This is a genomic window from Terrabacter koreensis (assembly GCF_054783315.1).
This window is the reverse complement of sequence record NZ_BAAGQU010000004.1, coordinates 873,488-898,223: the sequence shown is the minus strand read 5'-3', so window position 1 is coordinate 898,223 and position 24,736 is coordinate 873,488. Positions and strand designations below refer to the sequence as shown.

The 24,736-nt window shown below is 72.6% G+C and carries 20 protein-coding genes; 9 read left to right on the top strand and 11 right to left on the bottom strand.

Features of this window, described 5'->3' with window-relative positions; genetic code table 11:
* Positions 1 to 76: 76 nt before the first annotated feature.
* From ACYVNR_RS06940 to ACYVNR_RS06925, 4 genes are all read right to left on the bottom strand, one after another.
* Entirely contained in the window at positions 77 to 3,517 is a 3,441-nt protein-coding gene (locus ACYVNR_RS06940) for an ATP-dependent helicase (protein ID WP_461047460.1), read from the bottom strand.
* Positions 3,514 to 6,774 carry an ATP-dependent helicase gene (locus ACYVNR_RS06935; protein WP_461047458.1) on the bottom strand — a complete coding sequence of 1,087 codons (3,261 nt, stop codon included), beginning with the start codon at positions 6,772 to 6,774 and terminating at the stop codon, positions 3,514 to 3,516. Before ACYVNR_RS06935 ends, ACYVNR_RS06940 begins: the two co-directional genes overlap by 4 nt.
* 195 nt (positions 6,775 to 6,969) lie before the next feature.
* Positions 6,970 to 9,246: a catalase/peroxidase HPI gene (gene katG, locus ACYVNR_RS06930; RefSeq protein WP_461047456.1), complete on the bottom strand. Its 2,277-nt coding sequence runs from the start codon at positions 9,244 to 9,246 to the stop codon at positions 6,970 to 6,972.
* A gap of 30 nt (positions 9,247 to 9,276) precedes the next feature.
* The gene (locus tag ACYVNR_RS06925) at positions 9,277 to 9,705 is read right to left on the bottom strand and encodes a Fur family transcriptional regulator (RefSeq protein WP_461047455.1); all 429 of its coding nucleotides are present in this window, start codon (positions 9,703 to 9,705) and stop codon (positions 9,277 to 9,279) included.
* 164 nt (positions 9,706 to 9,869) lie between these two features.
* Between ACYVNR_RS06925 and ACYVNR_RS06920 the strand changes: the two genes are divergently transcribed.
* Positions 9,870 to 11,174 carry an FUSC family protein gene (locus tag ACYVNR_RS06920; protein ID WP_461047453.1) on the top strand — a complete coding sequence of 435 codons (1,305 nt, stop codon included), beginning with the start codon at positions 9,870 to 9,872 and terminating at the stop codon, positions 11,172 to 11,174.
* A 17-nt stretch (positions 11,175 to 11,191) separates the two neighbouring features.
* Here the strand turns inward: ACYVNR_RS06920 and ACYVNR_RS06915 are convergent, their stop codons facing one another.
* Both ACYVNR_RS06915 and moeB read right to left on the bottom strand, forming a co-directional pair.
* A complete protein-coding gene (locus tag ACYVNR_RS06915) occupies positions 11,192 to 11,923 on the bottom strand; it encodes an MGMT family protein (protein ID WP_458798468.1) in 732 nt (243 codons plus the stop codon).
* Positions 11,924 to 11,966: 43 nt separating this feature from the next.
* Positions 11,967 to 13,145, bottom strand: coding sequence for a molybdopterin-synthase adenylyltransferase MoeB (gene moeB, locus ACYVNR_RS06910; protein WP_461047451.1), 1,179 nt, complete (start codon positions 13,143 to 13,145; stop codon positions 11,967 to 11,969).
* A gap of 102 nt (positions 13,146 to 13,247) precedes the next feature.
* Here moeB and ACYVNR_RS06905 point away from each other — a divergent pair, with 102 nt between their 5' ends.
* The 4 genes from ACYVNR_RS06905 (at position 13,248) to ACYVNR_RS06890 (ending at position 15,106) form a co-directional block, all read left to right on the top strand.
* A complete protein-coding gene (locus ACYVNR_RS06905; protein ID WP_458798470.1) occupies positions 13,248 to 13,925 on the top strand; it encodes a TetR/AcrR family transcriptional regulator in 678 nt (225 codons plus the stop codon).
* A gap of 56 nt (positions 13,926 to 13,981) precedes the next feature.
* A complete protein-coding gene (locus ACYVNR_RS06900) occupies positions 13,982 to 14,203 on the top strand; it encodes a DUF3107 domain-containing protein (RefSeq protein WP_045193239.1) in 222 nt (73 codons plus the stop codon).
* A 238-nt stretch (positions 14,204 to 14,441) separates the two neighbouring features.
* Positions 14,442 to 14,714, top strand: a complete 273-nt coding sequence (locus tag ACYVNR_RS06895; RefSeq protein ID WP_458798471.1) for a GlsB/YeaQ/YmgE family stress response membrane protein — start codon at positions 14,442 to 14,444, stop codon at positions 14,712 to 14,714.
* A gap of 128 nt (positions 14,715 to 14,842) precedes the next feature.
* Positions 14,843 to 15,106 carry a GlsB/YeaQ/YmgE family stress response membrane protein gene (locus tag ACYVNR_RS06890; protein ID WP_461047448.1) on the top strand — a complete coding sequence of 88 codons (264 nt, stop codon included), beginning with the start codon at positions 14,843 to 14,845 and terminating at the stop codon, positions 15,104 to 15,106.
* 92 nt (positions 15,107 to 15,198) lie between these two features.
* On the opposite strand, the gene ACYVNR_RS06885 is transcribed toward ACYVNR_RS06890, so the two are convergent.
* Complete coding sequence (locus tag ACYVNR_RS06885; RefSeq protein WP_045191792.1) at positions 15,199 to 15,891, bottom strand: ferritin-like fold-containing protein; 693 nt, start codon at positions 15,889 to 15,891, stop codon at positions 15,199 to 15,201.
* A gap of 240 nt (positions 15,892 to 16,131) precedes the next feature.
* Here ACYVNR_RS06885 and ACYVNR_RS06880 point away from each other — a divergent pair, with 240 nt between their 5' ends.
* From ACYVNR_RS06880 to ACYVNR_RS06865, 4 genes are all read left to right on the top strand, one after another.
* Complete coding sequence (locus tag ACYVNR_RS06880) at positions 16,132 to 17,943, top strand: DEAD/DEAH box helicase (protein WP_045191793.1); 1,812 nt, start codon at positions 16,132 to 16,134, stop codon at positions 17,941 to 17,943.
* A 255-nt stretch (positions 17,944 to 18,198) separates the two neighbouring features.
* Entirely contained in the window at positions 18,199 to 18,459 is a 261-nt protein-coding gene (locus tag ACYVNR_RS06875; RefSeq protein WP_461047446.1) for a hypothetical protein, read from the top strand.
* A 76-nt stretch (positions 18,460 to 18,535) separates the two neighbouring features.
* Positions 18,536 to 20,356 carry a glutamine--fructose-6-phosphate transaminase (isomerizing) gene (gene glmS / locus ACYVNR_RS06870; protein ID WP_461047444.1) on the top strand — a complete coding sequence of 607 codons (1,821 nt, stop codon included), beginning with the start codon at positions 18,536 to 18,538 and terminating at the stop codon, positions 20,354 to 20,356.
* A gap of 24 nt (positions 20,357 to 20,380) precedes the next feature.
* On the top strand, positions 20,381 to 20,929 hold the full coding sequence (locus ACYVNR_RS06865) for a pyridoxamine 5'-phosphate oxidase family protein (protein ID WP_045191796.1): 549 nt from the start codon (positions 20,381 to 20,383) through the stop codon (positions 20,927 to 20,929).
* A gap of 163 nt (positions 20,930 to 21,092) precedes the next feature.
* Here the strand turns inward: ACYVNR_RS06865 and ACYVNR_RS06860 are convergent, their stop codons facing one another.
* The 4 genes from ACYVNR_RS06860 to ACYVNR_RS06845 all read right to left on the bottom strand — a co-directional run bounded on the left by ACYVNR_RS06860 (position 21,093) and on the right by ACYVNR_RS06845 (position 24,679).
* Complete coding sequence (locus ACYVNR_RS06860; RefSeq protein ID WP_045191798.1) at positions 21,093 to 22,139, bottom strand: NAD(P)-dependent alcohol dehydrogenase; 1,047 nt, start codon at positions 22,137 to 22,139, stop codon at positions 21,093 to 21,095.
* A gap of 83 nt (positions 22,140 to 22,222) precedes the next feature.
* Entirely contained in the window at positions 22,223 to 23,095 is an 873-nt protein-coding gene (locus ACYVNR_RS06855; protein WP_461047442.1) for a ParA family protein, read from the bottom strand.
* 26 nt (positions 23,096 to 23,121) lie between these two features.
* Complete coding sequence (locus tag ACYVNR_RS06850; protein WP_461047440.1) at positions 23,122 to 23,802, bottom strand: maleylpyruvate isomerase N-terminal domain-containing protein; 681 nt, start codon at positions 23,800 to 23,802, stop codon at positions 23,122 to 23,124.
* A complete protein-coding gene (locus ACYVNR_RS06845) occupies positions 23,795 to 24,679 on the bottom strand; it encodes a RecB family exonuclease (RefSeq protein WP_461047438.1) in 885 nt (294 codons plus the stop codon). Before ACYVNR_RS06845 ends, ACYVNR_RS06850 begins: the two co-directional genes overlap by 8 nt.
* Positions 24,680 to 24,736 lie beyond the last annotated feature (57 nt).

Below are 24,736 nucleotides of genomic sequence, written 5' to 3'. Positions count from 1 at the left end.
CGGCTCTGGGCTTCCGCCGTGTCCTGCGCCGGGCCCCGCCGTGTCCCCGCTGTGTCCTCGCTGCTGCCCGGACGTCTCAGGCGGGAAGGGTGCGCAGCAGGTCGACGAGGTCGGACTCGCTCGGGATCTCCGGTCGCACGGTGATTCCCTCGGCCGCGTAGTAGAAGGCCGCGTCGACGTCACCCGGGTCGACGCCGCGCAGCCTGGCGAACGCGACGGCGTACGCGGCGAGCTGGATCGCGCGCACGCGGGCGTCGCGGCCAGTGGGACGTGCACCGGTCTTCCAGTCGACGACCGTCCAGCCGCCGTCGTCGCGGGCGAAGACGGCGTCGATGCGGCCACGCACGGCGATGCCGTCGATGAGGGTCTCGATCGACAGCTCGATCTCGTCGGGCACGCGGTCGGCCCACTCGCTGGCGAGGAAGTGCTCCTTCATGACATCGAGGTCGGTGTCGTCGGACGCGCCTTCGTCGGCGCTGCCTGGGAGGTCGAGCAGGTCGACCATGGCGGCCCTCGAGTAGTGCTCCTCGATCCAGGCGTGGAAGGCCGTGCCCTGGCGCGCGGCCACGGCTGGGGCGCTCGGCATCGGGCGACGCAGGTTCATCGCGAAGGCCTCGACGTCGCGGGCCAACGACACGACGGCCGACGCCGACAGGTGGCGGGGCACGTCGACGACGGGCTCACCGCGCGAACGGCGCGCGGACTGCTCGGCCAGCAGCAGCCGCAGGTCGTCGAGGCGAGGGTCTCCGACGGGTGGTGCATCGCCCGACCGCACCGCCTCGGCGAGCCGGTCGACGACACCGTCGAGGGCCGCACGGCGGTGGGCCATCGGGTCGTGCGGCCACATCGCCGAGACGGGGTCGACGAGGTAGGGGTTCGTCGGCGCGACGGCACGCCCCTTGGAGTCCTCGACAGGGTCTGGCGCCGGGTGCCACACCTGCTGCGTGACGGCGTCGCCCAGGGCGTCGCGGATCTCGAGGAGGAAGCGGCTGGGCACCGAGAGGGTCTTCTTCGTCGCTCCCCAGACGTGGGTGGTGAGCAGCACGTCGTTGCGGGCGCGCGTCACGGCGACGTAGGCGAGGCGGCGCTCCTCCGCGACGGCGTGGCGCCCGCCCGCGAGCGCGAACTCCTCGATGGCGGCGCCGAGCTGCTTGCGGTCGGGGACGCTGCGCCAGTCGAGGTGCGGGAGCCCGTCGCGGTCGCCGCGCAGGTCGTAGGGCAGCGAGTCGAGCCCGACGAGCCAGCCCTTGTCCTTGGGGGTGCCCGAGCAGGCGTACTCGGGGGGGTCGGAGTCGGCGACGAGCGACACCGAGGTCGACGCGTGGTCGGGAAACGCCCCCTCGACGAGGGCGGGGATCGCGACGACGTCCCACTCGAGGCCCTTCGAGGCGTGGACGGTGAGCACCTGGACGGCGTCGGCGTCGGACTCGACGTGCCCGGCGTCGAGCCCGCGCTCCTGCTCACGGGCGGCCTCCAGCCACGCGAGGAAGCCGCTCAGCGTCGGGCGGTCGGCGCTCGTCGCGTAGCGAGCCGCGACGTCGGCGAAGGCGTCGAGGTGCACCCGTGCCGTCGAGGCGGTGTGCTCATGCCTGGCCAGCACCTCGATGTCGAGGCCGAGGGCGACCTCCGCCTCGGCGACGAGGTCGACGAGGGGCAGCGCCGTCAGACGACGCAGCCGGCGCACGACGTCGGCCAGGGCGTGCAGGCGGCGCAACGCCTCCGGCCCGATGCGGGCGCCGTCACGGGCGACCCAGCCGGGCCGTGGGAGCTCGTCGAGCGCCTCGACGAGCGTGGCCGTGTCGGCGCTGTCGGTGGCGAGGTCGCTCCCCCGCCGGTCGTCGTCGGACCGCTCGTTGTCAGCCGGCGGCTCTTCGGACGCGCCGCTGCTCGCGTCGGCGCGACCGACAGCCGTTGAGTCAGCAGGCGCTCCGTCGTCAGGCTGCTCCCCGGCAGCGCTGGGGGCCACGGGCCGGCCGTGCAGGTCGCGGGCCCACGCCCAGAGGCCGGCGAGGTCGGCGGCCCCGAGACGCACGACGGGTCCGGTGAGCAGGCGCATGAGCTGGTCGCCGCGAGTCGGGTCCTGCACCACCCACAGCGCCGCGACGAGGTCGCTCACCTCGGGCGTCACGAGCAGGCCCCCGAGGCCTACCACCTCGACGGGCAGGTCGGCGGCCCGTAGCGCGTCGATGACGAGCGGGAAGGACGAGCGGCGCCGGCACAGCACCGCGGCGGACCGTCCCGTGCGCCGCCCGCTCGGCGAACGCCAGCGCTCGGCCACCCAGGCCGCCACGTGCGCGGCCTCCACCTCGGCCGACTCGAGCCGGTCGATCGTGACGGTGCCCGGGCCGGCGCCCGGTCGCGCGGCCAACGGCTGCACGTGCGCCGTGGCCAAGGGCGCGGCCGTGATGTTGGCGGCCGCGAGGATGAGCTCGTCGTTGCGCCAGCTCGTCGACAGCGGCAGCACGTCGGCCGGCCCGTGCGTACCGGCGAACTCGGCGGGGAACCGCAGCAGCGTGGTCGCGCTCGCGCCGCGCCATCCGTAGATCGACTGGTTGGGATCACCGACGGCCGTCAGCGCGACGGCGGGATCGTGGAAGAGGCTGCGGAGCAGCGTCAGCTGGGCCTCGGAGGTGTCCTGGAACTCGTCGAGCAGTACCGCCGTGAAACGCTCGCGCTCGATCTGGCCCACCTGCGGCATGGTCGAGGCGAGCCGGGCAGCGAGGGCGATCTGGTCGGCGAAGTCGAGCGACTCGCGTGAGCGCTTGAGCTCGAGGAACGCCTCGACGACCGGCAGCACGAGCCGGCGCTCGCGCAGCACGGTGAGCACCTCCTTGGCGGGTGTCAGGCTGCCCTTGCCGTCGCCGTCGGGCAGCGCGTCGAGACGGGCGAGCACCTCGTCCAGGTGCGCCGTCACCTCGGACGGCGTGCGGACGTGCTCGGCCATCTCGCCCGCGAGCGACATGACGGCGTCGATGATGTTGCCCTCGGACCGGGTCATGCCGTCCATGGGGCCGTCCCACCGTGACACGGACTCGGCCGCGAGCTGCCAGGCACCGGCCTCCGTGAGCACACGGAACTCCGGCTCGATGCCGACGCGGAGAGCGTGCTCGCGCACGAGGCGGCCGGCGTACGAGTGGTACGTGGAGACGGTCGGGGTGCCGCCGAGCACCTCGGCGCCCGTGCCGTCGTCGGCGGGCGGGGCCCACAGGCCGGCGCGCTCGAGACCGCGCAGTCGTTTGCCGATGCGGGCGGAGAGCTCGGCCGCGGCCTTGCGCGTGAAGGTGAGGCCGAGCACCTGGTCCGGGGTGACGAGGTCGTTGGCGACGAGCCACACGACGCGGGCGGCCATCGTCTCGGTCTTGCCGGAGCCGGCGCCGGCGACGACGAGGAGCGGCCCGGGACCCGCCTCGATGACGGCCGTCTGCTCCGGTGTAGGCGGCGGTAGCTCGAGGGCGACCGCGATGTCGCGCGCGGAGTGGCGCACGGCAGTGGCGGGACGGTCGAGGGTCTCGGTCACAGCGCCTCACCTTCGGGCTGGACGGGACAGGACGAGCGCACCGGACAGGTGCGGCACGTGCCCTGCGAGGCCGTGAACGTCGCGGCGCCCATCCCGTCGGCCGTGGCCTCGATGAGGGCGCGTGCCCAGGAAGGGTCGGTCACGCCGGCCAGCGCCTCCTGGGTCAGCACCGCGGGCTTGAGGCCGGAGAGCCCTCCCTTGCCGATGAAGACGAGTGCCGCCCCGGCGCTGTGGTCGCCGAGCTCGGTGAAGCCACCCTCCTCGACCGCCACCTGGTAGGCGCCGAGCTGGCCGTGCTCGGCGAGGTCGGCCCGGGTCGGCTTGCTCGTGCCGGTCTTGAGGTCGACGATGCGCAGGCCACCGTCGCGGTCACGCTCGATGCGGTCGACGCGGCCGGCCACCACGGCGCGACCCACCTGGACGCGGAACGGGGTCTCGACGCCGACCCGCTCGCGCTCTCGCTCGGCCTCGTCGCGGTAGGCGACGAAACGGGCCACCATGTCGTGGGCCTCGCCGCGGGTGCGGTCGGTGACCCAGCCCGGTGGCAGGCCGAGCCGGCCCCACCGGGCGTCGACCTCGGCGTCGAGCTGCTCACGCGACGCGTCGGGCTGCTCGGCGACGATGTCGTGGACGAACGTGCCGACCGACGCCGCCCCGAGCTGCACCCCTTCGCCTCCCACGGCCGTGAGGAACCACCGCAGGCCGCACTCGTTGAAGTAGGTCACCTTGGACGGGGAGACGGGCACCGGCTCGTCGGCGGAGCGCACCGGTCCGTCGCTCGTGACGTCGCGCAGTGCCCACCACGACGACGGGTCGGCGCCCCGCACCCCCTCGCGCGCGGCCACGGCGAGCAGGGCCATGGCACGCTCGGCCACCGCGGTGTCGGGGCTCGTGACCTCGCGCCGCAGCTCTCCGACGAGGCCTGGAAGCGTCATCGTGCGGGCGACCTCGGTGTGCGGTCGCACCTCGTCGGAGAGGCGGGCGCTGGCGGGTGGGTCGACCAGGTCGAGGTAGACCGACGGCTGCTCGTCCTCGTTGCCCACCGCGGTGACGAGCAGCCGCTCGGTGGCCCGGGTGACGGCGACGAGGAAGAGACGGGTCTCGTCGTAGCGCACCGCCGCCTGTGCGGCACGGAAGCCCACCGGGCGCTGGGCGACGACGTCGACGAGGTCTTCGGAACCGAGCACCGAACCGCGCAGGCGCACGTCGGGCCACACGCCCTCCTGGACACCGGCGACGACGACGATGCGCCACTGGCGCCCGGCGGCGGTCTGCGGCGTGACGAGCGAGACGCGGCCGCCGGACTGCCCACCGACGAGCAGGGTGTCGCCGGGGACGTCCTGGCCCTGGATGTGCTCGAGAAAGGTGTCGGGTCCGGCCGTCGGCAGCCGGTCGACGAAGGCGCCCGCGGCGTCGAACAGGGCGAGCACGGCGTCGAGGTCGCGGTCGGCGCGTTCGCCCGTGGACCCGCCCGCGAGGGCTGCCCGCCGCCAGCCCTCGGCGACGCCGGCACCCTGCCAGATGGCCCACAGGACCGACTCGGCGTCGACTCCGCTGGCCCAGCGACCGTCGTCGCGCAGGCGGGCCGCGGCCGCTCCGGCGGCGAGGGCCGCCGCCACGCGGGCTGCGGGCCGGGCGACACCACCCATCAGTGCCGCCCGCGGGAGGTCGAGCAGCAGCTGCGCGAGCAGCTCGTCGCTGGAACGACCCCCACCCGACGCCAGCTCGTCGTGGCGCAGGTGGCGACGCAGCCGGCGCAGACCCACCGTGTCGGCGCCGCCGATCGGTGAGAGCACGAGGTCGGCCGCGCGCACCGGGTCGATGACGTGCTGCTCTCCGCGGTGCTCCCCCCGCGCGACCTCGAGGCTCTCGGCGAGCAGGTGCAGCAGGGGCCGGACGGCGCTCTCGTCGCGGACCGGGGTCTCGGCACTGCCCGCCTCCACCGGCACACCAGCCTGCCCCAGCAGACGGCGCATCGTGTCGGCGCGGGCCGAGCCGCGCACGACGACGGCCATCTCGGTCCATGGCACGCCCTCCACGAGGTGCGCCCGGCGCAGCAGCGCCGCGACGTGGGCCGTCTCCTGGGCCGCCGACCGCAGGAGGGCGACCTCGACGGTGGACCGCGGCGCGTCAGCCGCGGCCCTGCGGCGCTGCTCGCCGCCGCCGAGAGCCCCGATGCGCCGCGAGACGCGGTCGGCGACCGCGGCGAGGGCGGGACCCAGTCGGTGGCTGCGGTCGAGCACGACGGTCGCCGTGCCGCGGTGACCGCTCGCCCCGGCTCGACCGGCAGGTGTCTCGGGCTCGATGAAGTCGAGCAGCGTCGGCTCGTCACCGACGGCGTACGGGTTGCGGGGGACCTCGCCGAGCTCGCTCCACCCGGTTGCGAGGAACCGGGGGTCGGCCCCACGGAAGGTCTGCACGGCGACATCAGGGTCCCCCAGCAGGACGATGCGGGGCCCGCCGCGCGCCACGACGCGCAGCAGGCGTGCGGCCGCCGAGGTCAGCTCCTGCGCCTCGTCGACCACGACGAGGCCGATGCGCTCGTGGAGGCGGTCGAGGGCCGAGGGGTCGTCGACGAGCAGCTCGGCGGCAGCGGTGAGCACCCACGCCGGGTCGTAGGACCCGTGCCGGCTGAACGAGGTGACCTGGTCGTACTCGCGGAGCACCTGCGCGGCCGCCACCCACTCGGGCCGGGCGTGCTGCACGCCGAGCCGCGCGAGGTCGTCGGGGCCGAGGCCGTGCTCAACGGTGCGCATCAGCAGGTCGCGCAGCTCGTTGCGGAAGCCGCGGGTGCGCAGCGCGTCGCCCAGTCCGGCGGGCCAGCTGGGCCCCGGCACTTCTCCGGACGCGTGCCCGGCGAGCAGGTCGCGGAGGATGACGTCCTGCTCGGGCCCGTTGAGCAGCCGCGGCGGCGGCTGGCCGTGCAGCGCCGCCTCGGCGCGGAGGATGCCGAACCCGAACGCCTGCCAGGTGCGTGCGAGCGACTCGGTGGAGGTGCCGTCGAGGCGGGCCGTGACCTGCTGCCGCAGACCCGCTGCCGCGCTGCGGCTCGACGTGAGCATGAGGCAGGCGTCCGCCCGCAGGCCGTGCCGGCGCACCGCGTCGACGACGAGCTCGACCGCGAGCGTGGACTTGCCCGAACCCGGGCCGCCGAGGACCCGCAGCACCTGAGCCCCTGAGTCGAGAGCCTCCTGCTGCCGCTCGTCGAGCCGCACCGCCGCCGACTCGACGGCGGGAGCTCGACGGAGGATGACCACCCGCAGATTCCACCACGGGGCACCGACAGGGTCACGACGCCCCGCCCGCCCGAGGCCGCGGCGTCCACCACGCACCAGCGCACGGCATACGCCATCGGGTCGGCGTGCCGGCGATCGCGAAGGGCCCGGGTCGGCACGATGCCGACCCGGGCCCTCACCCCGCGGTCACGGGCGCGTCACGAGCGGGTCACGACGTCACTTCAGGTCGAACCGGTCGGCCTCCATGACCTTCGTCCAGGCGGCGACGAAGTCGTGGACGAACTTCTCGCGGGCGTCGTCGCTCGCGTACACCTCGGCCAGGGCCCGCAGCTGCGAGTTCGAGCCGAAGATGAGGTCGACGGCCGTCGCGGTCCACTTGCGCTCACCCGTGGCGACGTCGGTGATGTCGTAGACGTTCTCCTCCGACACCGACGTCTTCCACTGCGTGCCGGAGGCGAGCAGGTTGGTGAAGAAGTCGTTCGTCAGCACGCCGGGGCGGTCGGTGAGCACACCGTGGGCGGTGCCGCCGACGTTGTTGCCGAGCGCCCGGAGGCCGCCGACGAGAACCGTCATCTCCGGAGCCGTGAGGCCGAGCATGTACGCGCGGTCGACGAGCAGCACCTCCGGCTGCAGCTTCACGCCGGGACGCAGGTAGTTGCGGAACCCGTCGGCGCGGGGCTCGAGCACGGCGAACGACTCGGCGTCGGTCTGCTCCTGCGTCGCGTCGGTGCGGCCTGCGTGGAACGGCACGGTCACCTCGACCCCGGCGTCCCTGGCCGCCTTCTCGACGGCCGCGGAGCCAGCGAGCACGATGAGGTCGGCGAGCGAGACCTGCGCGCCGCCCGCCTCGTTGAACTCCTTCTGGATGCCCTCGAGCTTCTCGAGGACCTCGGCCAGCTGCTCGGGCTGGTTGACGGCCCAGCCGCGCTGCGGCTCCAGACGGATCCGCGCGCCGTTGGCGCCACCGCGCTTGTCGGTGGAGCGGAAGGTCGCGGCCGACGCCCACGCGGTGGAGACGAGCTGCGAGACGGACAGTCCGGAGCCCAGGACCTTCTCCTTGAGGGCTGCCACGTCGGCGTCGCCGACCGGCTCGCCCTCGGCGGACGGGACCGGGTCCTGCCAGAGCTGCGGCTCCGGGACCCAGGGCCCGAGGTAGCGCGAGACCGGGCCCATGTCGCGGTGGAGCAGCTTGTACCAGGCCTTGGCGAACGCCAGCGCGAACTCGTCGGGGTTCTCGAGGAACCGGCGCGAGATCTTCTCGTACTCGGGGTCGAAGCGAAGCGCGAGGTCGCTCGTCAGCATCGTCGGCTTGCGCTTCGGTGAGTCGGGCGTCGGGCCGGGGATGACCGCCTCGGCGTCCTTGGCGACCCACTGGTGGGCGCCGGCGGGGCTCTTCTCGAGCTCCCACTCGTACTTGAACAGGAACTCGAAGTAGTCGTTGCTCCACTGCACCGGGGTGCGGGTCCACGTCACCTCGAGGCCGGACGTGATGGCGTCGGCACCCTTGCCGGAGGCGTACTCGCTCTTCCAGCCGAGTCCCTGCTGCTCGAGGGGGGCGCCCTCGGGCTCCGGGCCGACGAGGTCGGGGTCGCCCGCGCCGTGGGTCTTTCCGAAGGTGTGGCCACCGGCGATGAGGGCGACGGTCTCCTCGTCGTTCATCGCCATGCGGGCGAAGGTGTCGCGGATGTCGCGGGCGGAGGCGACCGGGTCGGGGTTGCCGTTGGGACCCTCGGGGTTGACGTAGATGAGGCCCATCTGGACCGCACCGAGCATCTCGTCGAGCTGCCGCTCACCGGAGTAGCGCTCGTCGCCGAGCCAGCTGTCCTCGGGACCCCAGAAGATCTCCTCGGGCTCCCAGACGTCCTCGCGGCCGAAGCCGAAGCCGAAGGTCTGGAAACCCATGTCCTCGAGGGCGACGTTGCCGGCGAGCACCAGCAGGTCGGCCCACGAGATCTTCTGGCCGTACTTCTGCTTGACCGGCCAGAGCAGGCGGCGGGCCTTGTCGAGGTTGCCGTTGTCGGGCCAGCTGTTGAGCGGAGCGAAGCGCTGGCCGCCGTCGCCGGCGCCACCCCGCCCGTCGTAGATGCGGTAGGTGCCGGCGGCGTGCCAGCTGAGTCGGATCATGAGGCCGCCGTAGTGCCCGAAGTCGGCCGGCCACCAGTCCTGCGAGTCGTGCAGCACGTCGACGACGTCCTGCTTGAGCGCGTCGAGGTCGAGCTTGGCGAACTCGGTGGCATAGTCGAAGTCCGACCCGAGCGGGTTGCTCTTGGACGAATGGGTGCGCAGCACCGACAGGTCGAGGGAGTTGGGCCACCAGTCCTTGATGCCGTGCGGCCGGCCGCCGGTCTTGGGCGTCGGGGAGTCGAGGGCGGGGTTCTCGCTCTCGCTGCCCTGGGCCGTGGCGGAGTCGTGCATGACCGGGCAGCCGCCTCCAGCCTTGCGGTCCACCCCCTGCGGGCTCTCGGGCGTGACGTCGTTGGGGCTGTCGGTCATGAGTGGGTCCTTCCGGGCATCGTTGTCACTTCAGGCAATACGGGTGGTCAGGCAGTCGGGGCAGGTGCCCCAGTAGGTCACCTCGGCTTGGTCGATGACGAAGCCGTGGTCGTCGGAGGCCGTGAGGCAGGGGGCCGGGCCGATGGCGCAGTCGACGTCGGCGATGGTGCCGCACGAGCGGCACACGAGGTGGTGGTGGTTGTCGCCGACCCGGACCTCGTAGCGCGCGACCGAGCCGGCCGGCTGGATGCGCCGCAGCAGCCCGGCGTCGGTGAGGGCGCGGAGCACGTCGTAGACCGCTTGGTGCGAGATTTCGCCGGCGGCCTCGCGGACCCGGCGGATCACGGAGTCGGTGTCGGCGTGCGGGTGCTCGTCCAGCACCTCGAGGACCGCGACGCGCTGCCGCGTGACGCGCAGCCCCGACTCGCGCAGCAGCGCTTCGACGTCGGTGAGGGGCATGTCCGGAGTCTTTCGGGTTTACTTGAACAAATCAAGTCTTGTGGCCCAACTCGCTGCGACATCCGCGGGGTGTCCCGGTGCTCCCTCTCGTACGATGCGCAGGGGGCGGACGGGCGGCCGCACCGCCAGGACGCGAGACCACTTCGCACACGCGGGGGCAGCGTATGTCACCAGGCACCGGCAGCCGGGAGTCGCCGTGGGGCCGCCTCGCCGACTGGGCGTGGCCGGGCCATCCGGCGACGTGGCGCGACGTCCCTGCCCGGGTGCGCCCCACCCTCGGCACCGTGCTGCGCCTCACCGCGGCCGCCGTGGCCGCCTACGTGCTCTCGCAGCTGATCACCCCCGGCAACCCCGACCTGACCGGGCCCCTCACGGCCCTGCTCGTCGTGCAGGCCTCGGCGTTCTCGACGATCAAGATGAGTGCCGTCCGGGTCGGCGCGGTGCTCTCCGGCATCCTCGTCGCCACCCTGCTCTCGACGTGGATCGGCCTGACGTGGTGGAGCCTCGGCGCCGCGATCGCGGCATCCCTGCTGCTGGCCAAGGTGCTGCGCCTCGGCGAGCAGGCGCTCGAGACGCCGATCAGCGCCATGCTCATCCTCGGGGTGAGCAACCACGACGTCGCGTCAGAGACGAGGATCGTCAACACCCTGGTCGGTGCCGCCGTCGGGGTGGCCTTCAACGTCGTCTACCCACCCGCCATGCCGATCGGGCAGGCGAGGCAGGCGCTGCTGCGGGTGGTCGAGGCCGCCGCCTCCGCACTCGACCACGCCGCAGAGCAGCTCGAGCAGGGCCCGGTGACCCGTGACGAGGTCGCGGCGTGGGTCGACCGGGTCCGCTCGGCGAACCGCGAGGTCGCCCGCGCCACCGGGACGATCGGCCACCTCAAGGAGAGTCGACGCTTCAACCCGCGGGCCCTCGGCACCGTGGACGTCGAGCCGGTCCTCGCCTCGGCCCTCGACACCTTCGAGCAGTGTCTCCTCGCCATCCGCGCCCTCTTCACCGTGCTGCTGGCAGAGCTGCCACCCGCGGGCGCCCCGGAGGACCCCTACGGCGCCGAGCTGCGCTCGGCGTTCGCCGTGGTCCTGCACGACAGCGCCGACTGCCTTCGCGCCTTCGGTGGCTTCGTCATCGCCGAGTCCGAGGGCCGCGACCAGGACACGGACACGGCGCTCGCCGAGAGCCTCGACATCCTCCGTGAGACCCAGGCGATCCTCACCGAGCTCATCCTCGTGCGGGCCAGGGAGGACACCTCGTGGCTGCTGCGCGGCTCCATCCTGGCCGCCGTCGAGCAGGTGCTGTCCCGGCTCGACCTCGAGGACCGGGCCCGCGTCCACCAGCAGTGGAAGGAGGACCAGCAGCGTCGGCCGCTGGCGCAGCTCCCGCGGATCGTCGACGTCGCACTCCCTCATCCGGACCGTCCCTACCCCCGCGGGCTGCGGCCGGTGCGCGGTCGCCGCAACCCGCGCTGACACGCCACCATCGCCGACTAGCGCTCGGCCGCGACGACCTCGACCTCGAACCCCTCGCCGCTCTCGAGGTAGGCGGCGTAGTGCTGGGGACCACCGGCGTACGGGTGCGTGTCGGCGAACATGAGGGTCCAGCCTCCGTCGCCGCACTCCTCGACCAAGGCGTCGACCTCGGCGCGCGAACCACCATGGAAGGCAAGGTGGTTCAGGCCGGCACGCGTGCGCTCGTGGCGACCCGCCACGACGTCGGGGCCGGCCTCGAGCACGACGTAGAGCGAGCCGAGCTCCCACGCCTGGCCGTGGCCCCAGTCGTCGCCGAGGTGGTAGCCGAGGCGGCCCAGCAGCCACCCCCACTCGCGCCCGGCGGCGGCGATGTCGTCGACCCAGATCTCGACGTGGTGGAGGCCGCCGCGGGTGCCCGACGAGCCCGGGCCACCGGGCGCTCCGCCGAAGTCCCACCGGGCCCGGTCCATGTCGGCACGCCCACCGTCGACGAGACCACGCACCATCGGGGTGCCCTCGGCTCGCCAGTGCTCGACCGCCTCGTCCTCGAGCCCCTGTGGCGGACGGCCGTCGGAGCGGATGACGCGCCACCACGACACGTCGGAGCCGTAGCGGCTCATGACCGTGCCGACGGTCCGGGGGCCCATGCCGCCGAGGCGTTTCGCGATGTCGCCGTAGGCGAGCACCCGCCCCTCCGGGATCGTCGCGACGAGGTCGAGCACCCGCTCGGCGTGGTCCTCCAGCGGCACGGGCGTCCTCTCGCGGTCGGTGGTTCAGGCGTACGCGGGTGGCTCAGTACTCCGGTTGGCTCGGGTCGATCTCCCGCAGGTACGCGAGTATGCCGCCCTCGACGTTCGCGACGTCGGTGAGCCCCGCCCTCAGGGCCAGGCGAGTCGCCTCCGCGGAGCGGCCGCCGACCTTGCAGTGGATGAGCACCCTTCTGTCCGAGGGCAGCTCGTCGAACGCCTCACCGGACCGGAAGCGGTCGAGGTGGATCGCGACGGCACCGGGGATGCTCGCGATCGCCCGCTCCTCGTCGCCGCGCACGTCGACCAGGAGCGGCGGGTCGACGGCCTCGAGCTCGGCGGCCATCTCGCGGACCGTGACCGTCGGCAGGTCGCCCTCGTCGGGGGCTGCCGCGCCCGGCACGCCGCAGAACTCGACGTAGTCGACGAGCTCGGTCACGGTGGGTCGGTCACCGCAGACGGGGCAATCGGGGTCGGCGCGGACGGTCAGGGTGTCCCACGTCTGGCGCAGGGCGTCATGCACCATGAGCCGCCCGACGAGCGGCTCGCCGATGCCGAGCAGCAGCTTGATCGCCTCGGTCGACTGGACCGACCCGATGGCAGCGCACAGGACGCCGAGCACACCGCCCTCGGCGCAGCTCGGCACCGATCCCGGCGGCGGCGGGTCGGGGAAGACGCAGCGGTAGCAGGGTCCGTGGCCGGCCCACCAGACCGACACCTGGCCGTCGAAACGCAGGATCGAGCCCCACACGTGCGGCTTGCCGAGCATGGCGCAGGCGTCGTTGACGAGGTAGCGCGTCGGGAAGTTGTCGGTGCCGTCGACGACGAGGTCGTAGGCGCCGATGATCTCCAACGCGTTCGACGAGTCGAGGGCGACGTCGTGACGCACGACGGTGACGTGCGGGTTGACGCGGTGGACCGCGGCCTCGGCCGACTCGGTCTTGGGCCGGCCGATGTCGGCGTCGGAGTGGATCACCTGCCGGTGGAGGTTCGTGAGGTCGACGACGTCGGCGTCGGCGACGCCGATCGTGCCCACGCCCGCGGCCGCGAGGTAGAGCAGCGCCGGTGACCCCAGTCCCCCGGCGCCGACGACGAGCACGCGCGCCGCCGACAGCCGTTCCTGCCCGTCGCGCCCCACGTCGGGGAGCAGGACGTGCCGCGCATACCTTGTCGTCTCCGCCCTGGACAGCGGCCGACCCGTCTTGACCAGCGGATCCGTCGACATGCCCTCACCGTACTGCTCGGTATGGTGAGACGGACACGGTCGTCCGACTCGGCGGCCGGCGAGCAGGCACCAGCGACACGCGCAGACGCGAAGAGGACCCGCATGGCAGACGAGATGACCCCGCCGGGCCGCGGCCAGCGGCTGCCCCGATCCGAGCGCCGGGCCCAGCTGCTCGACGCCGCCCTCGGAGTGTTCGTCGAGAACGGCTACCACGCGGCCGCGATGGACGACATCGCCGCGCGCGCCGGGGTCTCCAAGCCCGTTCTCTACCAGCACTTCCCGGGCAAGCTCGAGCTCTACCTCGCCCTCATCGACCAGCACACCGGCGAGCTCGAGCAGCTCGTCCGCGACGCCCTGACGCTGCCCGACAACAAAGCCCGCATCAACACGATGACGCGGGCCTACTTCGACTTCGTCGGCCAGGAGGGCGCCGCGTTCCGGCTCATCTTCGAGTCCGACCTCGCCAACGAGCCCGAGGTCCGCCGGCGCCTCGACCAGATCGACCTCACGTGCGCCCAGGCGATGGCCGAGATCATCCGCAGCGAGACGTCGATGGACCAGGAGGAGGCCGTCCTCGTCGGCGTCGCCTTCGTGGGCCTCGCCCAGACCTCGGCGCGCCACTGGCTGACGCACGAGGCGACGCTCTCCAAGGAGACGGCGGTGCGCATCACCGCAGCCCTCATCCGCCGCGGTTTCGGCGCGTTCCCCGCTGTCGGCAAGGCGGAGGGCGACAGGCCGAGCGACGCGGCCCGGGAATCCGTCGGCACGACTGCTGGTTAAGGTGACGACGGGACGCGGTCGACCGCGTCCACACGAACTGAGAAAGCAGGTTTGACGTGGAGGTCCGCATCGGCGTGCAGAACGTGGCGCGCGAGATCACCTTCGAGACGACGCAGTCGAGCGAGGAGATCTTCTCCGCCGTCAAGGCGGCCCTGGGATCCGACGTGCTCGAGCTGACCGACGACAAGGGCGGGCGCATCATCGTCCCGTCCGCCTCGATCGGCTACGTCACGACCGGGGCAGAGCGCAAGGCGGGCGTGGGCTTCGGCGCACACTGAGCGCCGCCGGGGCGAGCAGCACTCTCCCCCAACGCATCCGGCGTCCCACCGGACGCCGCAGAGGGCCGTCGACCATCAGGTCGGCGGCCCTCTGCGTCCCGTCCCGTATGCCGTGTCGTCAGATCACGGCCACGCGTGGGACAACGGCGCGCCGGGGGTAAGGGGTTGGATGAGAGCGTGCCGGGCCCACCGGTCGCCGCCGCCCGCCGCCCGGGCAACCAAGGAGGAACGCGAAGTCATGATCGGAACCATCCTGATGGCCCTCGTCGCGGGAGCGATCGTGGGCCCGCTGGCTCGGTTGGTGCTGCCCGGAAGGCAGAACATGGGCGTCCTGCTCACCGTCGTCCTGGGAGCCCTCGGCTCCCTCATCGGCGCCTTCATCTACTACAAGGCGACCGGGGTCAACGACACCAAGGGGATCGACTGGATCTCCGGCCTGATCGGTGTCGTCGTCGCGGCCGCGCTCATCGTCGGCTACGGGATGGTCACGGGCAACCGCCAGACGCGCTGAAGCGCAAATGTGACACGCCACATCCACCACTCCAGTCCCAAGCAGTGAGACATTGAGTTCGTTGCACGAACCGTCCGCACTCGCGGACCAGACGGTCACCACGCAGTGACCAGAAGGAGCTGTGAAACATGCTCAGCACCATCATCGGCGCAATCATCGTCGGCGCCATCATCGGAGCGCTCGGTCGACTCATCCTGCCCGGCAAGCAGAACATCTCGATCGTCGTGACGATCCTCATCGGCATCGTCGCCAACGTCATCGTCACCCTCGTGGTCCGCCAGATCGGCTACGCCAACAACGGCGGCATCGCCTGGATCCCGCTCATCCTGGGCGCCATCGTCGCCGCGATCCTGATCATCGTCTACGGCCGCATGACCAGCAAGTCCGTCTGACACGCACCAGCACGACGAAGGGGCCCGACCACAGTGGTCGGGCCCCTTCGTCGTGCACCGGCACCCGGAGGTGACCGGGACGGCATACGCCCTCAGGCCGACAGGCCCAGGCGCTCCATGCGCCGCGAGTGCTCGTCGGTGAGTCGGGCGAACATGCGCCCCAGCTCGGCGAGGTCGGCCCCGGCGCGACCGGGTGCCCCGACGAGGATGCTCGCCAGCGCGTCGCGCTCGACGCCGACCCGCTGGGCCTGGGTGAGCGCCTCGCCGACGAGCCGACGCCCCCAGAGCGCGAGCCTCCCGGCGAGCCTGGGGTCGGCCGTGATCGCCTCGCGGACCACCTTCACCGCGAACTCAGCCTGCCCGGTGTCCTCGAGGACGCTGACGACCAGCGATCGGGTGTCCTCGTCGACGTAGCGCGAGATCTCGCGGTAGAAGTCCTGGGCGATGCCCTCGCCGACGTACGCCTTGACGAGCCCTTCCAGCCAGTCCGAGGCGCTCGTGCGCTCGTGGAAGGCATCGACCGCCGGCACGAACGGCTCCATCGCCGCCTCCGGCTCGACGCCGAGCGACTGGAGGCGCTCGGTGAGCACGGAGTAGTTCTTCAGCTCGTGGGCGGCCAGGGTGGCGACCGCCGACTTGTGGCGCAGCGTGGGCGCGAGCTCGGCATCCTTGGCCAGCTGGCTGAAGGCCCGCAGCTCGCCGTAGGCCAGCGCCCCCAGGAGGTCGGTGACCGCGGCGAGGTAGCCGGGCTCGTCCGTGCTTTCGGGCGTCGCGTCGTCGCTCATGGGCCCAATCTAGTGATTGGTTTCCGGCCTTTTGCCCGGGTGCCGGTAGAGTGAGCGGGACAACTCGGTGCCCGGTCGGCCCGATGGTTTGCCCAGATGGTGCTCGCGGACTCCCCGCGCACCGGTGGAGCCCGCCCAGCTGCGAGAGCCACCCACCGTCCCTGACAGTCTCCGATCGGCCCGTCACGCGCCACTGAGCTCCCGCATCGGCGGGGTGCTCGTGCCGATCGAGAGATGCCCATGACCCAGCCCCACGAGACCGCCGCCGACGCGGAGGTCACCACGGACGCGCCCGAGACGCTCGCGGACGCCTCCCCCGAGACCGCGGCCGAGGTGCTCGCCGAGGCACCGGCCGAGCCGGCCGCGCCCGCCCCGTCCTTCGCCGACTTCGACGTCCACCCCGACATCGTGTCCGCCCTCGCCGAGGCCGGCATCACGACCCCGTTCCCCATCCAGGCGATGACCCTGCCCGTGGCCCTCTCCGGCCACGACATCATCGGCCAGGCCAAGACCGGCACGGGCAAGACCCTCGGCTTCGGCGTGCCGATCCTGAACCGCGTCGTCGCCCCCGGCGACGAGGGCTTCGAGTCCCTCACGCGCCCCGGCAAGCCCCAGGCCCTCGCCGTCGCGCCGACCCGCGAGCTGGCCGTGCAGGTGGCCGGTGACCTCGAGCGCGCCGGCCGCAAGCGCGGCATCCGCGTGCTCACCGTCTACGGCGGCCGCGCGTACGAGCCGCAGATCGAGGCGCTCAGGGCGGGGGTCGAGGTCGTCGTCGGCACGCCCGGACGCCTGATCGACCTGTCCAAGCAGGGCCACCTCGACCTGTCGCAGGCCCGCACCGTCGTGCTCGACGAGGCCGACGAGATGCTCGACCTCGGCTTCCTGCCCGACGTCGAGACCCTCATGTCGCTGACGCCCGCGACGCGCCAGACCATGCTCTTCTCGGCCACGATGCCGGGCGCCATCGTCGCGCTGGCCCGTCGCTACATGTCGCAGCCGACGCACATCCGCGCGATGGGCGACGAGAACGAGAACGCCCACACCGTCAAGGCGGTCGAGCAGTTCGTCTACCGCGCGCACGCCATGGACAAGGTGGAGATGCTCTCGCGCATGCTCCAGGCGAAGGACCGTGGCCTCACCATCATCTTCAGCCGCACCAAGCGGACGGCCGCCAAGGTGTCCGACGAGCTCGTCGAGCGCGGCTTCGCGGCCGCCGCGATCCACGGCGACCTCGGCCAGGGCGCCCGCGAGCAGGCGCTGCGCGCGTTCCGCAACGGCAAGGTCGACATCCTCGTCGCCACCGACGTCGCGGCCCGCGGCATCGACGTCGAGAACGTCACGCACGTCATCAACTACCAGTGCCCCGAGGACGAGAAGACCTACCTGCACCGCATCGGCCGCACGGCCCGCGCCGGCAACACCGGCGTCGCGGTGACCTTCGTCGACTGGGACGACCTGCACCGCTGGGCGCTCATCAATAAGACGCTCGACCTCGGCATCCCCGAGCCGCAGGAGACGTACTCGAGCTCCGACCACCTCTACTCCGACCTCGACATCCCGACCGACGCCAAGGGCTACCTGCGCCGGTCCGAGCAGAAGCTCGCCGGCCTCGAGGCCGAGGAGATCGAGGATCTCGGCGAGACCGGCAAGCGCCACGGCCGCGGTGGCGGTCGTTCCGGCGAGCGCGGCGACCGGGGCGACCGGGGCGACCGAGGTGGTGACCGGGGTGGGCGCCGCGGGGAGCGTGACTCCCGCTCCGAGGGCGGCCGCGAGGCCCGTGAGGGCGGCGACGCGGAGAGCGGCGAGAGCCGCCCGCGTCGCAGCCGCAACCGCCGCCGTACGCGTGGGGCGGGCGCTGCTGCCGCAGGTGCCGCCGGCGCCACGGGAGCGGACGGCAGCGAGGCGCCGGCCTCCTCCGGCGGTCCGGCCGAGTCTGCGCCCGACGACGGCCAGTCCCGCCCGCCGCGCCGGCGCCGGCGCCGCGGCGGCTCCGGTCGCTCCAGCAGCGGCGAGGCAGCCGCGGCAGCCTCCGCCGACTCCGGCACCGACTGACCGGGGCTCGACCCCCACTCCTGACGAAGGGCTGCGCCCACCACCCTGGGGCGCAGCCCTTCGCGTTGCCCTGCCCCGGCTGGCCGGGACGAGTCCCGGCACGTCGGAAAGTGTGCACTCGACGCATGCTGAGACCAGTCGAGTGCCCAGTTCGCGACGATCGATCCCGACGATCGCCGCCTCCTGGAGCCCTCTGCTTGCCCGAATCCGGGCAGATTCTTGGCATTGGCGCGAGCGATGCCGCATCATCGAGGGGTGCCCGACCCTGAACTCGTCGCCCACGTGGCCGACTCGACCGGCCTGTCGGAGGGTGAGGCGGCCCGTGTCGTCGGCGACGTCCTCGCCCACTACCGCGAGCCTGTCGAGGAGTACGTCCGGCGACGGCACACCCGGCTGCAGCTGCACGGCGCCCGCAACCCGGAGATCTACCGCACCATCGCGGCGGAGCTCGCCGACCGGGTCGTCGCCGCTCCCGAGCTGAGCGAGCGGCAGCTGCGTCGCATCATCTACGGCTGACACAGCCTGCTGCCGGCGTGGCCCCGAAGGGCACGGCACGGCTTACGCCCCCAGAACCGAAGACCAGGAGGTCACCATGTGCGGCATCGTCGGATACGTCGGGCGCCAGCCGGCCGCCCCGATCCTCATCGAGGGCCTGACCCGGCTCGAGTACCGCGGCTACGACTCCGCCGGCATCAGCGTGGCCGGGCCGAGCGGTCAGACCGTCGTGCGCCGCGTCGGGCGCGTGCGCGAGCTCGAGGCCGCGCTGCCGAAGCGACTCGCCGGGACCGTCGGCATCGGCCACACGCGCTGGGCCACCCACGGCCCGGCGACCGAGGCCAACGCCCACCCGCACTCCAGCGCCGACGGTCGCGTGACCGTCGTGCACAACGGGATCATCGACAACGCCGCCGCCCTGCGTGACCGGCTGACGCGCGAGGGCGTGCCCTTCACCTCTGACACCGACACCGAGGTGCTCGCGCACCTCGTCGCCCGGTCCTCCGCCGCCGAGCTCGAGGATCGCGTGCTCGAGGCGCTGGAGCAGGTGGTCGGCACGTATGCCGTCGCCGTCCTCGACTCGGAGGTGCCCGACCGGGTGGTCGTGGCCCGCAACGGCTCGCCCCTCATCCTCGGGGTCGGCGAGCGGGAGATGTTCGTCGCCTCCGACGTCGCCGCCCTGGTGCGGCACACCTCCTCCGTCGTCCACCTCGACGACGGCGAGCTGGCCGTCGTGACGGCGCGCGGCTACCGCACCTTCACGCGCGAGACGCCCGACACCGGGCGCGAGCCGACGACGATCGAGGTCAGCGACGAGGAGGTCGAGCTCGGTGGCCACGGCCACTTCATGGCCAAGGAGATGGCCGAGCAGCCCGAGACCGTCGCCCGCATGCTCCGCGGCCGCCTCGACACGCGGTTCGGCACGGCCCGCCTCGACGGCCTCAACCTCTCCCCCCGCGAGCTGCGCGCTTTCCGGCGCGTCAAGATCCTCGGCTGCGGCTCGGCCTACTACGTCGGCGAGCTCGGCGCCCTGATGATCGAGGAGCTGGCCCGCATCCCGGCGCACGCCGAGGCGGCGAGCGAGTTCCGCTACCGCAACCCGATCATCGAGCCCGACACCCTCTACGTGGCCGTCAGCCAGTCCGGTGAGACGGCCGACACCGCGTTCGCGGTGCGCGAGGTCAAGCGCAAGGGCGGCCAGGTCGTCGGGCTCGTCAACGTCGTCGGCTCGACGATCGCCCGCGAGTGCGACGGGGGCATCTACCTGCACGCCGGCCCCGAGATCTCGGTCGCCTCGACCAAGGCGCTCACGCACATGGGTGTCGGGTTCGCCCTGCTGGCCCTGCTGCTCGGCCGCGTTCGGGACCTGTCCGTGGCCGACGGTCAGCGCATCATCGCCGGCCTCGAGAGGCTGCCGGCCGACATCGCCCAGGTGCTCGACCAGGGCGAGGCCATCGCCGAGGTCGCGCGCGACCTCTCGGGCGCCGAGAGCCTCTTCTTCATCGGCCGGGTGCGTGGGTTCCCCGTGGCGCGCGAGGGCGCGCAGAAGTTCAAGGAGATCTCCTACCGGCACGCCGAGGCCTACCAGACGAGCGAGCTGAAGCACGGCCCCCTGGCCCTCATCGAGCCGTCCCGGCCGACCGTCGCGGTCATCCCGTCCGACGAGCTGACGTCACGCAACCTCGCCGCGGCCGAGCAGGTCATGGCCCGCGGTGGCCGCGTCGTCGCGGTGACGCACCCCGACGTCGACCTCGGCGAGGTGGGCGCGCGCCGCATCGACGTGCCGCGCAACGAGCCGGAGCTCGACCCGATCCTGCTCATGATCCCCATGCAGCTGCTGGCGTACCACGCTGCGGTCGCCCTCGGGCTCGACATCGACAAGCCTCGTAACCTTGCGAAGTCGGTCACCGTCGAGTGACGGCCCGAGGGTGAGGAGCCTGCGATGAAGCTGCACGAGCACATCGACGGTCGGCTGCGCGCGTTCATCGAGGCGCAGCACGTGTTCTTCGTGGCGACGGCCCCGCTCGCCGCGGACGGGCACGTCAACGTCTCGCCGAAAGGCATGGGCGACACGTTCGCGGTGCTCGACGAGCACACCGTCGCCTACCTCGACCTCACCGGCAGCGGCGCCGAGACGATCGCCCACCTGCGTGAGAACGGGCGCATCACCCTGATGTTCTGCGCCTTCGAGGGGCCACCCAACATCGTCAGGCTCCACGGCCGCGGGCGTCACGTCGGGTTGGCCGATCCCGAGTTCGCCTCGTACCGAGGGCTTTTCGGGGACCACTCGGGCACACGTGGCGTCGTGGTCGTGGACGTCGAACGGGTCTCGGACTCGTGCGGGTATGCGGTCCCGCTCATGAGCCACGACGGCGACCGCGACCTGCTCACGCGGTGGGCCGACAACCGCGGTGAGGACGGGCTGACGGCCTACCGGGAGGCGAAGAACGCCGTCTCGATCGACGGCCTCCCCGCGCTCGACCCGCCCTGACCCCGCCTCACCCACCCTGCAACACACCCGGTAGCGGTCAACCGCGCAGGGCTGCAACCACCGCGGCCTGACCGTTGTCGGGTGTGTTGCCAGGGGACGACGACGGCCGGGCCCCCGCGGGACCCGGCCGAACGCATACGCCCTCGGTGGGGCGAACCAGAGATCAGGCGTTGATCGTCGAGGTGTCGATGACGAAGCGGTAGCGCACGTCGCCGGCCACCACGCGCTCGTAGGCCTCGTCGACCTGGTCGGCCGAGATGGTCTCGATCGTCGCCCCGATGCCGTGCTCGGCGCAGAAGGCGAGCATCTCGGCGGTGGCGGGGATGCCACCGATGTTGGAGCCGGCCACGACCCGGCTGCCGCCGACGACGGCGCCGGGCGCGAAGTCGTAGTTGCCCGTGGGCAGCCCGACGTTGGCGATGACACCAAGGGGACGCAGCAGACCGATGTAGGTCTGCATCGGCAGGTCGGCGCTGACCGTGTTGATGATGAGGTCGAAGGTGCCCTTGAGCCCCTTCAGCACACCCTCGTCGCCCGTGGCGTGGTAGCTCGTCGCGCCGAGCGCGAGACCGTCGTCCTTCTTGGCGTCGCTACGGCTCAGCACGCTGACCTCGGCGCCCATGGCGGCGGCGAGCTTCACGGCCATGTGGCCAAGGCCACCGAGACCGATGACGGCGACCTTCTTGCCCGGGCCGGCGCCCCAGCGCTTGAGCGGCGACCAGACGGTGATGCCGGCGCACAGCAGGGGCGCTGCGACGTCGAGCTCGATGCCGTCGGGGATCTTGACGGCGAAGCGCTCCGAGACGACGACCTGCTGGGCGTAGCCGCCCTTGGTCTCCTCGCCGTCGTAGCCGCGGCCGTTGTAGGTCATGACGGCGCCCTTGGTGCAGAACTGCTCCTCGCCGTTCTTGCAGTACTCGCACTCGCCGCACGAGTCGACCATGCAGCCGACGCCGACGCGGTCGCCGACCTTGTGACGGGTCACCCCGTCACCGACGGCGGAGACCACCCCGGCGATCTCGTGGCCAGGGACCATGGGGAAGATCGCGCTCCCCCACTCCTCACGGACCTGGTGGATGTCGCTGTGGCAGATGCCGGCGAACTTGATGTCGATGAGCACGTCGTCGTCACGCAGGTCGCGGTGCTCGACGGTGCGCGCCTCGAAGGCGGCTCCGGCGCTCGGGGCGACCAGTGCAGGCGTGGAAGTCAAGGGGGTCTCCTTCGTGGTGGGTTGGCGACACTCCTAGGTGCAGCACCTCCACGCGGCGGTTCATTCCCGCCGGGACCCGCGTGTCAGAGCCGGGCGAGCAGCGACGCGGCGACGTCGCGGTAGGCCTGGGCGCCCCTGGACGAGCGGGCCGTGCTGAGGATCGAGCGTCCCACGGCCGGGGCCTCGGCGAAGCGCACGGTCTTCGGGATGGGCGGGTCGAGCACCGGCAGGTCGTAGCGCTCCCCCACGTCGGCGAGCACCTCGCGGGCATGGTTGCTGCGGCCGTCGAAGAGCGTCGGCAGGATGCCCCACACCTCGAGGTCGCGGTTGAGGATCTTCTGCACGTCGGCGACGGTGTCGAGCAGCTGCCCGACACCGCGGTGGCTGAGCATCTCGCAGGGCATCGGGATGATGAGGGCGTCCGCGGCGGTGAGCGCGTTGAGGGTGAGCACGCCGAGGCTGGGCGAGCAGTCGAGCAGGACGACGTCGTATGCCGCCTTGGCGTCCTCGAGGGCCGTGCGCAGCACGTACTCGCGTCCCGGGCGCGGCAGCAGCATGGCCTCGGCGCCGGCGAGGTCGATGGCGGACGGCACGAGGTCGACACCCTCGTCGCAGGTGACGACGACGTCACTGAGCTCTGCCGCGCCCGTCAGCACGTCGTGCACGGAGCGCTCGACCGTGTCGGGGTCGACGCCGAGCGAGAACGTCAGGCACGCCTGCGGGTCGAGGTCGACGAGCAGCACGCGCCGTCCCTGCTCGGCGAGAGCGGCGCCGATGCTGGCGACCGACGTGGTCTTGGCGACGCCGCCCTTCTGGTTGGCGAGCGCGATCGTCGTCGCACGGTCCGCGGGCGCCGGGTGCGACCCACGTCGTGAGGTGTCGGCGCTCCTCGAGCCACCGCGGGCAGCTCGGGGCAGGGCTGTGGTCGCGTCGCTCTTGCCGGTCCGGGGCGCCATGCGGCCCAGTGTGTCAGGCCGCCGGGTCAGAACGCCGAGATCGTCCGCGGGGCGCGCTCGGCACGTGACAGAGCCGACACCACGGCGCCCTGGCCGTGCCTGCGGACGGAGATCCGGGTGAGCAGTGCGAGCACCGGGGCGAGCACCTCGTCGGGCAGCCTGGGCGCGTCGAAGCCGAGGCTGGCGGCGACGTCCTCGCCGTGCACGACGACCTCCATCATGCGGCCGGTGAGGAAGTCGTCGCGCCGGAGCGCCCAGCCGGCCCACGGGATGAGGACGGCACGCTCCGCAGGCTGGGCGGCGAGCAGGTCGGGGAGGGTCGCCCGGGCGTCGGTCACCTTGGCCAGCACGGAGTCTCGGCCGGCCGCGGCCTGTGCGTCGCCCCCAGCCCGGATGGACACGTTCACGTCGTCGTCGAGACCGCCCTTGACCCACGCCGACCGGGCGTAGTGCTCGTCGAGGCTGATCGCATCGGACCACGGCTCGGCCCTGAGCAGGTCGACGGCGATCACCGGCTGGCTGGCGAGGTGCGCGACGAGACCACCGACGCTCCACTGCGGCAGCGCGCTGGGGGTGTCCCAGGCGGCGGCGACGTCGTCGCGCGCCACGAGGGCGGCGACGTGGTCGACGGCGGCCAGGAAGGCCCACCGCAGGTCTCGGTGGACCGACCCCTCGGGGTGGGTCTCGGAGGGCGCGGGCTCAGGCATCGGCGCGCTCGTCAGGCGTGGAGTCGTAGCCGGCGGGCTCGAGACCGGCCCAGTCGGACTTCTCGGGACCGACCTGCTGGCCCTCGGGGCAGTGGGCCCGGAAGTCGCACCAGGAGCAGAGGGCCGAGGGCCGAGGCGCGAACCGGGTGGACTCGACCCCGACCTGCTTGAAGTCGGCATCGGCGCGGCGCAGGTCGGAGGCGATCAACTCGGCCTCTGCGACCTTGCGGGCGAGCGACTCGTCGGTGTGCTCGTGCACGGCGACGGTGCCCGAGGGGACGTGGTGCAGCTCGACCCGTCGGCACGGCCGGCGGAACATGCGCGCGGACGCGACGGCATACAGGGCCAGCGGGAGCGACGTGCGGGCGTCGTCGTCGGTGGGGACCTGGCGGCCGGTCTTGTAGTCGACGACGACGAGCTCACCGTCGCGGTCGTCGAGGCGGTCGATGCGTCCGGTGATGGCGACCTCGTCGGTCTTGAGCGACACGCTGCGCTCGATGCCGACGGGCTGGTTGTCGCGGTCGCTGCGGCGCAGGTAGTCGGTGACGGCGTCACGCACCCGCAGCCGCCAGGCCACCGACTGCTCGGGGTCGCGGAAGCCGACGTCGATCCACGACGTGCGCACGAGCTCGGCCACCCCTGCCGGCGTGCGCTGGGAGACGGGGAGGTCCCAGAAGTCGCGGAGCACGTTGTGGGTGGCGATGCCGACGGAGGTGTGCGCGCGCTGCGGCCGTGCCTGCGGTCGCGGGCGGTCGAGGTACTGCATGCGGTAGCGGCGCGGGCAGTCGAGGTAGGCCAGCAGCCGGGACGGCGAGCCGGAGTACAGCGGCGTGGGCATCCCCGCGAAGGTCGTCTGCTCAGCCGCGCCGGTCGTCACGCCGACACCCTACGGCCCGGCACCGACGCGGCGCGGGAGTCGTGCACACGCGTCCCC

What these genes read in the sequence shown, in the direction of transcription:
- katG (WP_461047456.1), bottom strand. Translation starts at nt 9,246, where the DNA reads ATGACCGACAGCCCCAACGACGTCACGCCCGAGAGCCCGCAGGGGGTG.
- ACYVNR_RS06925 (WP_461047455.1), bottom strand. Translation starts at nt 9,705, where the DNA reads ATGCCCCTCACCGACGTCGAAGCGCTGCTGCGCGAGTCGGGGCTGCGC.
- ACYVNR_RS06920 (WP_461047453.1), top strand. Translation starts at nt 9,870, where the DNA reads ATGTCACCAGGCACCGGCAGCCGGGAGTCGCCGTGGGGCCGCCTCGCC.
- moeB (WP_461047451.1), bottom strand. Translation starts at nt 13,145, where the DNA reads ATGTCGACGGATCCGCTGGTCAAGACGGGTCGGCCGCTGTCCAGGGCG.
- ACYVNR_RS06905 (WP_458798470.1), top strand. Translation starts at nt 13,248, where the DNA reads ATGGCAGACGAGATGACCCCGCCGGGCCGCGGCCAGCGGCTGCCCCGA.
- ACYVNR_RS06895 (WP_458798471.1), top strand. Translation starts at nt 14,442, where the DNA reads ATGATCGGAACCATCCTGATGGCCCTCGTCGCGGGAGCGATCGTGGGC.
- ACYVNR_RS06890 (WP_461047448.1), top strand. Translation starts at nt 14,843, where the DNA reads ATGCTCAGCACCATCATCGGCGCAATCATCGTCGGCGCCATCATCGGA.
- ACYVNR_RS06885 (WP_045191792.1), bottom strand. Translation starts at nt 15,891, where the DNA reads ATGAGCGACGACGCGACGCCCGAAAGCACGGACGAGCCCGGCTACCTC.
- ACYVNR_RS06880 (WP_045191793.1), top strand. Translation starts at nt 16,132, where the DNA reads ATGACCCAGCCCCACGAGACCGCCGCCGACGCGGAGGTCACCACGGAC.
- glmS (WP_461047444.1), top strand. Translation starts at nt 18,536, where the DNA reads ATGTGCGGCATCGTCGGATACGTCGGGCGCCAGCCGGCCGCCCCGATC.
- ACYVNR_RS06865 (WP_045191796.1), top strand. Translation starts at nt 20,381, where the DNA reads ATGAAGCTGCACGAGCACATCGACGGTCGGCTGCGCGCGTTCATCGAG.
- ACYVNR_RS06855 (WP_461047442.1), bottom strand. Translation starts at nt 23,095, where the DNA reads ATGGCGCCCCGGACCGGCAAGAGCGACGCGACCACAGCCCTGCCCCGA.
- ACYVNR_RS06850 (WP_461047440.1), bottom strand. Translation starts at nt 23,802, where the DNA reads ATGCCTGAGCCCGCGCCCTCCGAGACCCACCCCGAGGGGTCGGTCCAC.